General features: G+C 37.3%; 15 protein-coding genes. 11 read left to right on the top strand and 4 right to left on the bottom strand.

All coding sequences use genetic code 11. The features are described from left to right. The first annotated feature begins 2 nt into the window (after positions 1 to 2). Entirely contained in the window at positions 3 to 614 is a 612-nt protein-coding gene (locus tag AC57AW_RS11870) for a response regulator (RefSeq protein WP_318846199.1), read from the top strand. A gap of 127 nt (positions 615 to 741) precedes the next feature. Here the strand turns inward: AC57AW_RS11870 and AC57AW_RS11865 are convergent, their stop codons facing one another. Next, positions 742 to 1,587, bottom strand: coding sequence for a phage tail-like protein (locus AC57AW_RS11865; RefSeq protein WP_496352048.1), 846 nt, complete (start codon positions 1,585 to 1,587; stop codon positions 742 to 744). A gap of 256 nt (positions 1,588 to 1,843) precedes the next feature. Here AC57AW_RS11865 and AC57AW_RS11860 point away from each other — a divergent pair, with 256 nt between their 5' ends. From AC57AW_RS11860 to AC57AW_RS11850, 3 genes are all read left to right on the top strand, one after another. Continuing rightward, the gene (locus tag AC57AW_RS11860) at positions 1,844 to 2,800 is read left to right on the top strand and encodes a helix-turn-helix domain-containing protein (protein WP_496352047.1); all 957 of its coding nucleotides are present in this window, start codon (positions 1,844 to 1,846) and stop codon (positions 2,798 to 2,800) included. 115 nt (positions 2,801 to 2,915) lie between these two features. Continuing rightward, positions 2,916 to 4,118, top strand: coding sequence for an MFS transporter (locus AC57AW_RS11855; protein WP_496352046.1), 1,203 nt, complete (start codon positions 2,916 to 2,918; stop codon positions 4,116 to 4,118). A 197-nt stretch (positions 4,119 to 4,315) separates the two neighbouring features. Then, positions 4,316 to 4,729 (top strand): hypothetical protein, encoded by a 414-nt coding sequence (locus AC57AW_RS11850; RefSeq protein WP_318846203.1) that lies wholly within the window; start codon positions 4,316 to 4,318, stop codon positions 4,727 to 4,729. A gap of 95 nt (positions 4,730 to 4,824) precedes the next feature. Here AC57AW_RS11850 and AC57AW_RS11845 read toward each other — a convergent pair whose 3' ends face one another. After that, on the bottom strand, positions 4,825 to 6,465 hold the full coding sequence (locus AC57AW_RS11845) for a serine hydrolase domain-containing protein (protein ID WP_496352045.1): 1,641 nt from the start codon (positions 6,463 to 6,465) through the stop codon (positions 4,825 to 4,827). Between the two features lie 118 nt (positions 6,466 to 6,583). Continuing rightward, entirely contained in the window at positions 6,584 to 7,624 is a 1,041-nt protein-coding gene (locus AC57AW_RS11840; protein WP_496352044.1) for a helix-turn-helix domain-containing protein, read from the bottom strand. Positions 7,625 to 7,834: 210 nt separating this feature from the next. Here AC57AW_RS11840 and AC57AW_RS11835 point away from each other — a divergent pair, with 210 nt between their 5' ends. The 5 genes from AC57AW_RS11835 (at position 7,835) to AC57AW_RS11815 (ending at position 11,382) form a co-directional block, all read left to right on the top strand. Continuing rightward, positions 7,835 to 8,434 carry a Crp/Fnr family transcriptional regulator gene (locus tag AC57AW_RS11835; RefSeq protein ID WP_496353882.1) on the top strand — a complete coding sequence of 200 codons (600 nt, stop codon included), beginning with the start codon at positions 7,835 to 7,837 and terminating at the stop codon, positions 8,432 to 8,434. Positions 8,435 to 8,498: 64 nt separating this feature from the next. Beyond that, positions 8,499 to 9,119 carry a hypothetical protein gene (locus AC57AW_RS11830; protein ID WP_496352043.1) on the top strand — a complete coding sequence of 207 codons (621 nt, stop codon included), beginning with the start codon at positions 8,499 to 8,501 and terminating at the stop codon, positions 9,117 to 9,119. A 13-nt stretch (positions 9,120 to 9,132) separates the two neighbouring features. Then, positions 9,133 to 9,534: a DoxX family protein gene (locus AC57AW_RS11825; protein ID WP_496352042.1), complete on the top strand. Its 402-nt coding sequence runs from the start codon at positions 9,133 to 9,135 to the stop codon at positions 9,532 to 9,534. Positions 9,535 to 9,775: 241 nt separating this feature from the next. Beyond that, positions 9,776 to 10,117, top strand: a complete 342-nt coding sequence (locus tag AC57AW_RS11820) for a YciI family protein (protein ID WP_496352041.1) — start codon at positions 9,776 to 9,778, stop codon at positions 10,115 to 10,117. Positions 10,118 to 10,149: 32 nt separating this feature from the next. Further along, the gene (locus AC57AW_RS11815; RefSeq protein WP_496352040.1) at positions 10,150 to 11,382 is read left to right on the top strand and encodes an RNA polymerase sigma factor; all 1,233 of its coding nucleotides are present in this window, start codon (positions 10,150 to 10,152) and stop codon (positions 11,380 to 11,382) included. 44 nt (positions 11,383 to 11,426) lie between these two features. Here AC57AW_RS11815 and AC57AW_RS11810 read toward each other — a convergent pair whose 3' ends face one another. Then, positions 11,427 to 12,074: a DUF1062 domain-containing protein gene (locus tag AC57AW_RS11810; protein ID WP_496352039.1), complete on the bottom strand. Its 648-nt coding sequence runs from the start codon at positions 12,072 to 12,074 to the stop codon at positions 11,427 to 11,429. A 508-nt stretch (positions 12,075 to 12,582) separates the two neighbouring features. Between AC57AW_RS11810 and AC57AW_RS11805 the strand changes: the two genes are divergently transcribed. After that, positions 12,583 to 13,998, top strand: coding sequence for an aldehyde dehydrogenase family protein (locus tag AC57AW_RS11805; protein WP_496352038.1), 1,416 nt, complete (start codon positions 12,583 to 12,585; stop codon positions 13,996 to 13,998). A 126-nt stretch (positions 13,999 to 14,124) separates the two neighbouring features. Beyond that, positions 14,125 to 14,922 (top strand): helix-turn-helix domain-containing protein, encoded by a 798-nt coding sequence (locus AC57AW_RS11800; RefSeq protein WP_496352037.1) that lies wholly within the window; start codon positions 14,125 to 14,127, stop codon positions 14,920 to 14,922. Positions 14,923 to 14,991 lie beyond the last annotated feature (69 nt).

Below are 14,991 nucleotides of genomic sequence, written 5' to 3'. Positions count from 1 at the left end.
CTATGAATGAAAGAATTTTAATCGCTGATGATCATTATGTAGTAAGAGCAGGAACCTCTCTGGTTCTTGAAACTGCTTATCCGGAGTTGAAAATAGATTTTGCAGAAAACTATGACCAGGTGAAAAAAAAGCTTGGCAGTTCACGTTACGACCTTCTTATTTTAGATATTGACATGCCTGGAACTCAGTACAAAAAAATGATTCCGGAGCTTAAAAATATACAGAATGACCTCAAGATTCTTATCTTTTCAGGATATGACAAGGATGTAGCCATCCAATACATCAGAGAAGGAGCCGAAGGGTATCTGAATAAGCAAAGCAGCGAGGAAGAAATAAAAAATGCAGTGAAAACGGTGATCGAAAAGGGATATTTTTATCCTGCAGAACTGATTGGTCTTATTATCCAAAATAAAAGAAACAATCCGGTAGAAAAGCTGTCGTCCCGTGAATATGAAATCTTCAAGCTCCTGGCGGACGGAAACGGAAACCTTGAAATAGCCAACAGACTTAATATCCAGATGTCTACTGTGAGCACTTACAAAAAAAGAATTTTTCAAAAACTTGATGTCGCTAACATCGCAGAACTGATCAAGGCTTACGAAATGATGCATTAACAAAAGGGGCTGGAATATCCTATTATTCCAGCCCCAGAAAAAACACAAATCTCATTAGATTTTCATCGGTTGATCTGTTAATTTTTATAGAATCAATGTATTTTTAGAATCATAGAAAAACGTTCTGTTAATATAACCTCTGTACAGAAAGAAACAGTTCTCTTGTATTATCAGCAGTATTAGAATCCGTTGTAGTAGCATCACTGCTTCCTGTTGTAGATTTGTTATCTACACGGAATGCATAATACACTCTGTACCATCTTGGCTCCGGTTCCTGTATCGTAATATCAAATGTTACCGTTTCATTGTGGGACTGTGTAAGATAGACGCCATCATCAAACTGTCTGTAGGCTCCTGGTGATAGTTTAATATTCCCGTTGTCAGAATCACCGGTATGGGTAGACATTTCCGAAACCCAGATTTTCACATCTGAAGTTCCTGCATTATAAAGTCTTGGATTAAAAGTAGTGGCTGCCCCTGTACCTGATGAACTGCTGTTAAACTGAGCATCCAGTCTTAAGAAACCTCCTAACACGGGAAGATCAGAAAGATAGGTACTGGCCAGCGTACCAGCTCCGGAGGTACCTGCAGGAATGCTTCCATGATAGTAGATAAGGTCTCCAATGGTAATATCATCGTCTTTTCCTCCAAATGCAAACTTCCAGGTGGTTCCGTTGAACATATAATAACCGGCTTTATCTACTTTTGCTGTTTTCGAAGAAGGCATCGTCACAGCTTGAGTCACATACACCAATGCTCCAGTCTGTGCCGCTAAATAGACATCATCTTTCGCCCGCAGCTGATCACCCGTTACTCTGGGAGCCATTACACCATCAGGAACGGTAGTAATATCAGGTTTTCCTTCTACATGTAATGTTACTTTAGGAGAATCCGTATTGATGCCAACCTGGGAATATAGAGCAGCTGATGTACACATCATTATGCCAATAAGAGGTAATTTTATTTTCTTCATTTTAGTATATTTGTTTAAAATTTAGGGATGAATAAATCATGACGGTCAATTGACAGGTTATCAATTAACCATTGTTGAGCTAGCTGGTGCAAAGTTATCTGCACTGATAAATCAAATTCCTGAATTATCAATGAAAAACCGGAAACGGCTTACCAAAACACAAACAACTAACAATCAATATTTTATCGCAGCCATTTTTGGTATTTGACTGTTATAAAGTGCATTGAAATGATTTAAAAATTATCTGTTGCCACAAATGACTACCGCAAAAGACATAAAAATTGAAGAGTACAAAAGACAGCTGGTGTATTATTACAACATTCTAATGTCTGTGATTCTTGCTGTATTTGGGTTGATATTTACTTTTATCATCCCGGATAAAATAATGGCCTGGTATCTTTTTGGGGGACTTTTTTTACTGATCTACACTTACCTTATTGTGCGTAAAACGTATTCGGTAAATGTAATGGTGCATTCCTATATTGTGATTGCGACCCTCTACAATTTTTATATCATGCTTGCTTTCTGGAACAATTCTATAGCAAGTTTTGTCTGGCTTATCCCGATTCCGCTGGCAGCCTATGTTTTTTTTCAGAGGAAATATGTCCTGATCTACAGCCTGTTTGTATTACTGAATATTATTGTGGGATATCTTATTTCAAAAAACTTCAGCTTTGACTTCCCTCTGCACAGTCAGGATGATGTAAGAATTACAGATACTATCCTTATGGTTTCTAATGTAGCCGTAATATCCCTTCTGATCTATTTTAAAGATAAAATAAAACGAGTTGAAATTTACCATGAAATTGAGGAGAAAGCCCTGAATCCGGGAGTTCAATCCACATTGGTGACAGAAAAAGCTCCTTTTGCAGATGAGCTGTTTGAGAAAATTGAGCTTGTCATGAAAGAAAAACAATTGTATAAAGATGTTAATTTCAATATTTCAAAGCTAGCTGCAGAAATGGATATCAATAGCAGCTATATCTCAAAATCCATCCGAGCAAAAGGATATCCCAACTTCAACAATTATCTGAATAGGCACAGAATTGAGTGTGTAAAAAGACTGCTTACTGAAAATGATATTGAGAAAGTAACCCTTATGTACATTTATACCGAAGCAGGCTTCTCCAACCAGTCTACTTTCAACAGGGTCTTTAAACAGATGGAAGGTATTACTCCTTCCGAATACATCAGCAGTTTGCAAATTCACTGATTTGTTTCACCAATACCTATGATTGAGATTATGATTTTTAAATTCGGAAAATAATCAGGAAATTTGCAAGACTTAATTTTCTGTTAAACCACTGCATTTTAATTGCAAAAAAATCATGAATTCATCTGAAAAAGCCAGTCAGGGAAGCTCACGTTTCCGATATATAAAACTTTGTATTTTCTTTTCAGGACTTTCTGTTTTTGCACAGCTTTATCTTTTCCAGCCGATGCTGCCTATGGCTGCAGAACAGTTTGAGGTATCTGTAGGTGATACTTCCCTGCTTGTCTCTTCCTCCACAATTGGTATGGCACTGGGGTTATTGTTTTTTGCTTTTAAAGCGGACAGTTATTCTAGGAAAAGTCTGATGGTCTTTTCATTGATTTCATCTGCTGTACTTACCATTATCTCCACCTGGATACCAAGTTTAAGCCTCCTAATCACTATCGGAGTACTGAAAGGCTTTGTTGTTTCCGGAGTTTCTGCAGTTGCTCTGGCTTATCTCACAGAAGAAGTGAATGCTCTGGCAGTACCGGCAGCCATCAGTATGTATCTCAGTGGTAATACCATTGGTGGAATGAGCGGAAGAATAATGGCTACACTCCTTGCAGGGGAATTCGGATGGCGTAATGCTGTTCTTTTTATCGGAATAGAAAGCTTCATTCTGGGAGCTGTATTCTGGAAATTATTCCCGGAATCAAGGTTTTTCAATCCACAAAAAACAGATTATCACCTTAAGGTAAAACAGATGAAATTTTTCCTGACGAACCCTTATATGCTGCGTTTATATTGTACCGCCGCTTTGCTGATGGGTGTTTTTGTGAGTGTTTATAATTATCTGACGTTCAGACTAGAAGCAAAACCATTTTCATTAAGCCACTTTATCATCGCTTTTATTTTTCTCATGTATATTTTTGGGGTTTTTGGAACGATGATCGTAGGCCGTCTTTCAAGGAGATTTCCCATGAATGATATTCTGAAAGGCTCTATCTTGTTTATGCTCACGGGAGCAGCGTTGTTATTATCTGAAAACATCTATATTCTTATTTTCGGGCTTGGTCTTTTCACCCTTTCTTTTTTCGCTGCCCACACTATGGCCAGCCAGATGACTGCATTGTATGCCAAACGCGGAAAATCTTCGGCCACATCCATTTACTGGCTGTTTTACTATTTTGGTTCAAGTATCCTGGGTAGTGGTACTGGTTATCTCCTGCATGCTTATTCCTGGAATGTTTTCATAGGAGTTCTTATCATATCTGTCACCATTGCACTTCTACTGGCTACAGCTAATGTAGTACCCAAAGGAAGAACAAAAAACTAGTACCACATACATACCACATCAATTTTTTATTACAATCTGCTATGATCCGCCTATGTGGGAGTATTTTAACATATCATTAATTTTTTATAGTGAAAATTTAACCTAATCTTCACTAAAACAAGACTTAACAACGCGATGCAGGGCATAGTATTTGCTGGTTATACAGGACTATATCATCACCTAAAAATCAAAATATTATGAACGTAGCAGATTTAAAAATCAAGAACTTGGTGGAGTATAAAAATCAGATTTATACAATCTCCGAGATCTTTCACAATGTCGAGCAGGCTTATTTTGTTAAAATTGAAAATGATATTCAAAGTATCTCAGTCCCGGCAGCTTCCATTAAACCTATCAAAATAACAGAAGAATGGCTTGAAAAACTGGGATTCTCAAGAACGTACAGTTCGGATCAGAGTATACGGTATGAAAGACCGGAATCTTTTATAAAATATGATATAGACCTGAGTTCCAGAAAAATACTGGAGGGTCTGAAAATATATGGGAACGCGATAAAGTGTAAGTACATCCATGAGTTTCAGAATATTTTCTCAAGCTTGTTCGGAAAAGAAACAGCTTTGCATTATGGTTATTTGAAAACAGAATCGTAGTTTAAATAGTTCTAAGCTGTAGAAGACCACAATTTAACTTATAAATTGTGGTCTTCTTCTTTTAAATACGATTCAAAAGAGTTTTCCCCAAAAGACTATTTTATTTTTTTAAATTCAATCTGGTTAAGACTTGCTCCTGAAAGCATAAATCCTGAAATCGTTTTGTTCTTATCATATTTAAAATCAAGTTGTCCGAAAATGGATTCATAAGAATAAACTTCTGCCTCACTTAGAAAATACAGTGGGATATCGGCGTTTATAGAATGTCTGGCAACCAGCTTATTATTTTCGACAACCAATTGATAGATGGTATTGAATTCATCATTTCTATAGAAACCCACGTATTTATTAAGATCAATTTTATCCTCATTCAAAGGCTTTAATATTACTTTTTTACAAGTAAATGTAAAGTCACCAATTCTGAACGTTAACTTCCCTGGATGAATTGTGAAGCTTCCAGTGGGAAGAAAAGGAATATTAAATTTATTGTCTCCTGCAGTTTTTAAAGGTGTTTTATTATGATTCCAGTAAAGATTTTTGCCATCTGTTGTGATATCCAGATAATTTCCGGGATTCATCTCATAAGTACCTTCAAAAGACTTTAGTTCAGCACTGGTATAAGCTATTTTTTTAGGAGGATCCGGAAGAACCTGCTGATCTTTAAGCAATACATCTACCAATCCGTAGGCAACCAGCAATCCGTCAAAAACCTTTTTATTTCCCATAAGAACAATAGATAGATGATAGGCAGGAATATGCAGGATATAAGATCTGTAGCTGGCTGTACCTCCACCATGAAAGACAATATCCAATCCTTTATACTTTCCGGTTTGCAAGCCCAATCCGTAGTCTACTTTTTCACCAGTATTCAAAACCGTGCTTTGCTGCATCTTATTGTACATTTCACGCCTTCCAACGGTTGGTTTCTGAAAATTGACAGCCCATATACACAGATCATTCAACGGGGTAAAAATATTGGAAGAGCCATTTTCCATTTGTCCAAGAGGTGTTTTTACAAAACCGGAACTATCTTCCTGATAAGATTCTGCTCTATTCGGAATAATGTTTACCGGATCATTCACTGCCATCGTATGATCCATATGCAACGGTGTGAAAATATATTCTTTAAGGATCTGGGGAAAATCTTTTTTGTAAACCCTCTGGAGAATTTCGGCCAACAGCATAAATCCGGTATTGTTGTATCTGTATTCGTCCCCAGGTTTAAAGTTGACGCTTTTAATCGCCAAAACTGTTTTTACGGCATCCGCATGAGTCACTCTTACTTCAGTTCCAATTCCCTGCAGACCTTTTATACTTGTAAAATCCGGCAGTCCATGGGTATGATTAGCCAGCTGTCTTATGGTAATTTTATAAGGCAGATTTTTCAGCTCCGGCAGATAAGTTCTGATATCATCTTCCAATGACAATCTACCTTCTTTTTCAGCCAAAAGTGTCACAAATGCAGTGAATTGTTTAGAAACAGAAGCAATATCAAAAGCCGTAGAATCGGTTACGGGAATCCGGTCTTCAAGATTGGCGAGTCCGTATGTTTTTTTATAGAGTATTTTTCCGTCTTTGATAATGCCAACAGCCATTCCCGGTTCATTGGATCTGGAGTAGCTGTTCACGAGGGAATCCACTTTCCGGATTTTATCCTGCTGAATCTGTTGTCCGGAATAAAATCCAATGTTCAGGATAGTAAAAAGAAACAATGCGAATCTGATTTGTAGTTTCATCTGTTTAAATTTTAATGATGAAGCAAATCTGAAAATTTACACTGATTTAAATATCCGACTACCGGAAACCGAACTCTTTTTATCTGAAAAATCAGTCCGACTTAAAATCGGACACTATTTAAACAACTGATTTTCTGTAATCTGTAGGCGTTACACCTGTTTCTTTTTTAAAGGCAGTATAAAATGAAGATTTGGAATTGAACCCCACTTCGTACAGAACTTCAAGTACTGTAAGCTGAGGCTGATCTCTGAGAAGAGCTTTAGCTTTGTTTATTCTGAACTCATTGATAAAGTCGAAAAAGTGTTTACCCGTATGCTGATTAATCAATACAGATAATTGCTTTTCCAGCATACCAATCTGTTCTGCCAGTTTCTGTAAGGTTAGCTTATCATCCAGATAGGGCTTTTCGGTTTCCATAAATTTTAGGAGGTTTTTCAACTGCTCCGGTTCTTCTTTTTGAGATTCTTTAACTTGCTGTACAGGAATCAGATTTTTATTGATTCCCGCCAGAAGATTGGGACGGTATAAAGCATTTAATACAAACCAGCTGATGACAAATAACACAAATATAGAGTTCAACGTATATAAATATAAAAATGCAGTTTCATTATCTTTCAGAAACTCCCTGATCAATACAAAAGTATTTCCTATCAAAAAGAGAATTGTTGTCTGCATCAGCCATTTATAGGTAAGATGATGATTGCTGGAATAGTTTTCCTGATACAGCTTTCTGAATGTTCTCAAAACCAGAAATACGGCAGCAATATAAAAATAATACTGTACAGTGGAAACAACATCAAATGCCTGATTATTTTGCTCAGAAATTCCTGATATACTGAACCAGACCAGGAAGAACAAAAACGGTACTGCGTGAAGAAGGTGTTTTATACGAAGGGTAAAATTATAATAACAGGCCGCATTGACATATAGAAAATATAAAGGCATCTGCAACAGAACAGTGGCCATCTTGAATCCTTTGATTATTTTGTCATCAGGCGGTGGCAGGAAAAACCCGGAAAGGTCAATGATAGAAATCAACAGAAAGGCAGCAAATAAGTAATTCGGTAGTTTTCTTTCAGATTTTGCTGTAATCAGGAAAGCACTCAACAGCAGAAACAGGAAAAAAATAATTTTGCCCAAATCGTTGATCAATGACATATTCTCTATTTTCATGATAATCACAAAACTACAAATAATAGTTTCTTCTTGTGCACTTTACCCCATTGGAAGACTGCATTTTTCAAAACCTATGATCCTTTCAGTCCGTATTCAGCCTGCTTTCTCACTATATTTTTTTAATATTTCCGTAAATTTGTGCCTATAGCGCCCCCTGACATGATCGTTGGGAACAAAGCACAATACTTCATGATGGATACGGATACTATACTTTTACAGCTGATAAAACACTTTAAGGAAATCGTTTCTTTAGAAGATAAGGATATTGATTATATCACTTCTAAATTAGAAATCATACAGCTCAAAAAGAAAGAATATCTGCTTCGTGAAGGTCAGGTTTCCAGACACATGCGCTTCATTGCTCAGGGAAGTCTGTACGCTTATCATATTGATGAAAAAGGAAAAGAAAATACCACTCAGCTAGGTATTGAAAACTGGTGGGTGAATGATCTGTACAGCTATCTGAGCGAACTGCCTTCAAGAATGTTTATTCAGGCTAATGAAGATACCACGATTATACAAATCAGTAAAAGCCATTTGGAATTATTATACAAAGAAGTTCCGGCCATTTCAGAATTCTGGCGCCTGAAAATGCAGTCTGCATATGTTACGTTACAGGAAAGAACTTTTGAGCATTCAAGAGTTGATGCTTACACCAAATACAGGACATTCGTCACCACCTACCGCAATATTGAACAGCGTTTTCCTCAATACATGATTGCTTCCTACCTTGGAATCACAGTAGAATACCTGAGTTATCTCAGAAAAAAGCACCTGTCTGACCTTTCTTAAGATTTCTTAAGTTTATTCCGTTCCAGCCCGAATAATTTTGCTCTCAGAATTTAATGAGTGAAATATGAAGGCAAAAATCATCACAATAACAGCTCTTGCGTCAGCTTCCCTGAATCTGAATGCGCAGAAACTTTCTTATACTCCGGATCTTGTTTTAGGACATCGGTCGTATACCTATATGCACAATGTCAATTATCAGCTGAATGAGCGGTTGAAACTGAACAATCTTACTTTATTTGATACAGAATACACCAAAGACAAAGAAAATATATTCTTCATCAGAAATACCCTGGCTTATAACTTTACCAAAAGACTTAGCGCCAACGCAGCGTTTGGAATTAAAAATCCGGGAGCATTTTTCAGTGCTTACCTGCAATACAAGATCTTCCAGCCCAGCTATTCTCTCTCCTACTCCATAGGAACTACTTATCAGAAAGGATTTTCGCTGGAGCAGTCCATATCATTTGAATATACTCCTTATCTGACAAAAGATCTCAAAGGATATATCAGTGTACTGGCTATTGGAAATCTTGATGACAGCGGATATCCCAGAGGACTGCAGTTTATCAGACTTGGTGTGAAACAGGATAAAATGATGTACGGGCTGGCCTCCAATTTTGATCAGTTTAATAACGGAAAAAAGACCCTGGAAAATATCGGGGCATTTATAAAATATAACTTTTAAATAATAATACGAAATGAAAAAGAACATTGATTTAGGAATGCTTATCTGCAGAATAGCTATCGGATTTCCCATGTCGGTTTATGGAATCAGCAAACTGATCCACGGAGTTGGATTCATTAAAGATATGATGACCATGCACGGTTTACCAGCATTCTTTGCTTATGGTGTCTTTGCGGGTGAAATTATAGCTCCTGTTATGTTGATTATAGGATTCAGGGCAAGACTGGCAGGATTAATTTTTACTGCTAATTGCTTTACTGCTACCCTCCTTGCGCAAACAGCTAATATTTTCAAACTTAATGAATTTGGAGGCTGGGCTTTGGAATTACTGGTGATCTATATGCTCATAAGCCTAAGCTTTTTCTTTACAGGAGCAGGAAAGTATGCCGTTTCTACCCAAAATAAGTGGGATTAAAATACCTTAAAATTTTCTATTCACTAATTGATAAATCAGGATCTCAGGATTCTGGTTTATTTTTTTATCAAATGACAATAAAACAGACATCAGATCTCTGGTTTCATTCCGTATTTTTACCGTAAACTTATGTATTTTCAGAACAACTATGTATTTGAAATAATTCTGGCGTTTATAGAAAATAAATGTCCCCATTGAAGAAAATTAGTCGTCATCAAGATGAATCAAAAATTTGAATACAATGAAAGAATTCTTATTAGTCTTCCGTGCAGATTACAAGTCTATGCCTAAGACATCACCGGAACAGATGCAGGCCAACACCCAAAAATGGATGAACTGGATTGCAGGAATTGCTGCGCAAAATAAACTGACAGACAGAGGAAACCGCCTGGAAAGCACAGGACAGGTTGTAAAATCTGATGGAATAATTTCTGATGGTCCATACACTGAAATCAAAGAATCCATCATGGGATATACACTCATCAATGCAGAATCTATTGAAGAAGCGACTGCTCTATGTAAAGAATGTCCTATTCTGTTATTTGGGGGAAGTGTAGAAGTAAGGGAAATCAGTACATTGTAATAACTATCTTTGTTACAGTCTTTTCATCAGCCATGACAAATCCGAATGAAATAACCCCGCATTTATTCAGAACTGAGTATAGCAAAATTGTTGCTGTACTTTGCAGAAGTTTTGATATTAAACATATCGAAATTGCAGAAGATATTGCCAGCGAAACCTTTCTGAAAGCTTCGGAATATTGGACATTAAACGGGATTCCGGACAATCCTGCAGCCTGGCTTTACACAGTGGCTAAGAATAAAGCAAAAGATTATTTCAAACACCTTTCCATTATTGAAAAGAACAAAGAAGAAGCAAGAACCACCGAAAAAGAGCATCCAACCATAGATTTCGACACCAAAAACATCACTGACAGCCAGCTGGAAATGATTTTTGCGGCCTGCAACCCTGTCAATTCCCCGGAAACTCAAATATGTCTGGCCCTTCAAATTCTTTGCGGCTTCAGTGTTGAGGAAATCGCCAATGCCTTTCTCTCCAAAACGGAAACAATTAAAAAGCGTTTGCAACGAGGTCGGGAAACTCTCAGGGCATACCATTTTACAATAGATTCTTTACGTGAACAGGATATTCACCAGCGATTGGAAACGGTACTGACTACTTTATATTTATTGTTTAATGAAGGCTATTTTTCCAGGACGAATACTCTTTTAATCCGTAAAGATCTTTGCCTGGAAGCCATGAGACTTACCCTGATCCTTACTGACAATCAGTTCACCAATACTCCAAAAACCAATGCCTTGCTGGCTTTGATGTGTTTTCAGAGCTCGAGGCTTGATGCAAGAACCAATGATGAAGGTGAAGCCATTCTTTTTGAGGAACAGGATGTAGCATTATGGGATAAAGCATTGATCGAAAAAGGCAATTATTACCTGTTAGAAGCCTGCCAGACCGACAGTACTTCCGTTTCAAAATATCATCTGGAAGCTGGTATCGCGTATTGGCACACTTCATCTGCTAAAGATAGATGGCAGCATATTTTAAATCTTTATAACCAACTTATTATCATTGAGTACTCTCCTATTACTGCCTTAAACAGGGCTTTTGCTTTTTCCAAAGTGTATGGAAATGAGAAAACAGTCACTGAAGCAGAAAAACTTAATCTCACGGGCAACCAATATTATCATGGACTGCTGGGATATTTGTATGCTGAAATCAATCCAGATCAAGCGATTCAACATTTTGAAGAAGCCATTCGTCTTACGAAGTCAAAGCCGGAAAAACAGACTTTACAGAAACAGGTCAATCTTTTGAAAAAAACAAAGTAAGATTAAAAAAGAACCTCCCAAACTAGTATTGAGAGGCTCTTTTATTATTGAGCATCTTCGGTCCTGAGAAATAATTCCTCTTTCCCCATAAGGTAGATGTTGATCAGTGTTTTTTTGTCGATGGTAACCGTATCACCGTTTTTAATCTTGTATTTCTTTTGTAACGGTTTTTCGTTAAAATAAACTGTACCTGAATCAAGCAGAAGGTTCAATTTAGATGATGAAAGGCCTAAACATGTCCTGACAACAGTTGAAACTCTTACGTTACAATCAAAAGAACATTGTATTTGAAATGAAATCGTCTCATCATCCATCTTGATCAGATCTTCAACAGAAATGGGAGTGTACAGAATTTCATATGCTACGCTTTCCATATCTGCTTCTACATTATTTTTCCTTCTTATTTCCTGTGAAAAGGCATATTCCCAGGCAACCTCAGTATTGTTTTCTGAAAATTTATTGAAGAGCTCTTTACTGACAGATTCTGTTCTTATTCTTGAAAAAACAGTCATGTTATAGGTGTTGCTGCATTTTACACATCGGTAAATCAACCATATATCAATATTCTTTTTTTGTGCATTCAATCTGAATTTATCGCTGCAGTAAAACCTGTCGCTGTTACAATGATTGCATTTCTTTTTTAGTAAGGGGGTGTTTTTTGCTTTTACCTCCCAAATATGTTGTGTACTCATTACTTATAATCGTGCTTGGTATTCTTTGTTGGATTTTTTCCATATTATTCACGCATTACAAGAAGGTTGATACATCTGAGATTTACCCAAAGACTATTCTTAAGGTATAATTTGATCTGTATTCAGTCTTCGAAAATCATAATGATTAAAACTAAAATCACAGATATAGCTGCCTTTTGCAGGCAATGCAGTAGATAATATGATGAAATGAAAACCTGTTCGGATAGAATTATCCAAACGAAAGAACGATCAGCCTGTGGTTACGAAGACTGATACTAAGCAATAATAAGTTTAAGTGTTGTTCTCAAAACGACCTATTTACTTGGTTATGATAAAAGTAGTCAATTTCAGGGAAGAACTCACCATTTTTTCATGTTAAATCAAAAAGGAAGACAAACAGCTAATATTTTATACACAAATCTGAACCATACAACAAATAAAAATTGAACTATACAGCAAACCTGTCTTTTCTGTTTCTGACGAACTTTGTCGTATTAAAATCATCAAAATGAAACAGATTAATACAATTTACATCAACGGTGAATTTGTTACACCGAATGGAACAGAAACATTTGACCTTATCAACCCTACGAACAATCAAAAAACAGGAGAAGTAGTTCTGGGAAATGAAGAAGACACCCGAATAGCCATCGCCGCAGCGAAGAAAGCTTTTAAAACCTTTTCAAAAACTACAAAAGAAGAACGCATCAATTTACTTCAAAAGCTGCATGAATCGGTGAGTAAGCGGGAAGATGAGTTGGTTTCTGTGATGGTAAATGAATATGGAGGAACGTTACAGTTCTGCAGAATGAGTGTTCAGAATGCAATTTCAGCCTTTACCACAACCATTACTACACTGGAATCTTATGACTTTGAAAAGACAGTGGGACATTCTAAAGTACGTTTTGAATCTTTGGGAGTGGTAGGAATTATTACTCCATGGAATGCCAGCAACAGTTTCATCTGCAACAAACTGGCTACTGCTATTGCAGCCGGTTGTACAGCCGTCATCAAACCAAGTGAAATGAGTGCTGCCCAAACCCAGCTGCTTACCGAATGTTTCCATGAAGCCGGATTACCTGCCGGGATATTCAATATTGTAAATGGGTTAGGAAATGTAGTAGGTGCAGAAATTACCCAGCATCCTGATATCGCAAAAATCTCTTTTACAGGATCTACCCTTACAGGAAAAGCTATTGCCAAAGGAGCCGTAGATACCATGAAAAGAGTAACCCTTGAACTTGGCGGAAAATCCCCGAATATCATTCTTGAAGATGCGGATATGGAAAAAGCTATTCCAATGGCGGTTTTCGGAGCGTATATGAACAACGGACAGGCCTGCATCGCTCCTACCCGTCTGCTTGTTCCCAAAAACAGATTGTATGAAGTGAATGAACTGGCTAAAAAGGCTGTAGAACAGGTAAAAGTAGGAAACCCTGATGAAGAAGATACCCTTGTAGGGCCTATGGTAAGCGCCAAGCAGTTTGAAAGAGTACAAAGCTACATCCGTCTGGGACAGGAAGAAGGTGCTACTCTTCTTGCAGGCGGCGAAGGGAAACCGGAAGGTCTTGAAAACGGTAATTTTGTAAAAGCAACCATTTTCACCAATGTTCGTAATGATATGCGTATTGCGCAGGAAGAGATTTTCGGACCTGTGCTGTCTATTATTCCTTATACTAATGAAGAGGAAGCTATTGCTATTGCGAATGATACTACTTATGGATTGGCAGCTTACATCAGTTCTTCTGATAAAGAGCATGCAGAGCGAGTTGCAGCACAGATTGATGCCGGGAGAATCTGTATCAATGGATTTTCGCATGATCCTTATGCTCCTTTCGGTGGGTTTAAGCAAAGTGGGATCGGCCGTGAGTATGGGGTATTCGGATTGGAAGCTTATCTGGAACCTAAGACCATTCTTGCCTGATAGTAAAATCCTCAAAGTCTGTGAATAACGGGCTTTGAGGATTTAAACACTATGCAATTCATCATTGATACTAAAAAAGTTTTGTAAGTTTGAAAAAGAATCGATCAAGAAATAACCGTCTGAGCCATGAGCGAAAATAATATTCCTTTACCTATCAATTATTCCTGTCATTTTTCAGAATTCAGGGAAGGAGAACAGTTTGCAAGAATCCACAGTCTGGGGCTGGTTCTTTCCGGGGAAATGGAACTGAATGACGGGATCACAAAGACAATATTTAAAGAGGGTGAACTTTATTCTGCGAGAAAAAACCGTCTCCTGAAGTTTGCAAAATATCCTCCTAAAAATGGGGAGATAAGAACGGTAACTATCTATTTTGATGAAGCCATCTTAAGAGATTTCAGCCGTGAATATGGTTATCAGGCAGAGAAGAAAGACAATACTCCAGCTTTTATAAAACCAGATCAAAAGGCATTAACGTCTTTCATGTACTCACTGCTGGCTTATGAAGAACTTCCTGCTTCTATAGAACTGCTTCGCCTCAAACAAAAAGAAGCTTTACTTCTGATGCTGAGCGATGATCTGGGTCTTAAAGACATTTTATTCGATTTCTCTGAGCCTTACAAAATAGATATTGAAACTTTTATGAACAAAAACTTTCATTTCAATGTCAATGTAGAGCGGTTTGCTTATTTAACTGGGAGAAGCCTGTCTGCCTTTAAAAGAGATTTTCAAAAGATATTTGGTGTTCCTCCAAGACAATGGCTGCAGCTTAGACGATTAAAGGAAGCTCATTTTCTGCTTACCCAAAAAGGGAGATCGGTTTCTGATATTTATCTGGATCTGGGCTTTGAAAATTTATCCCACTTCTCTTTTGCCTTTAAAAAGCAGTTTGGCTATCCGCCGAGTTCATTACAGGCAAAATAACTTAGACTTCATCTAAAAAAATGTATCTGAAAGCGAGGATAATCAAAACAACAGATCGTGCCATGAAAA

Source organism: Chryseobacterium sp. BGA-UO-ETr-SB22, assembly GCF_059567885.1.
This window is presented reverse-complemented; position numbering and strand designations above follow the sequence as displayed.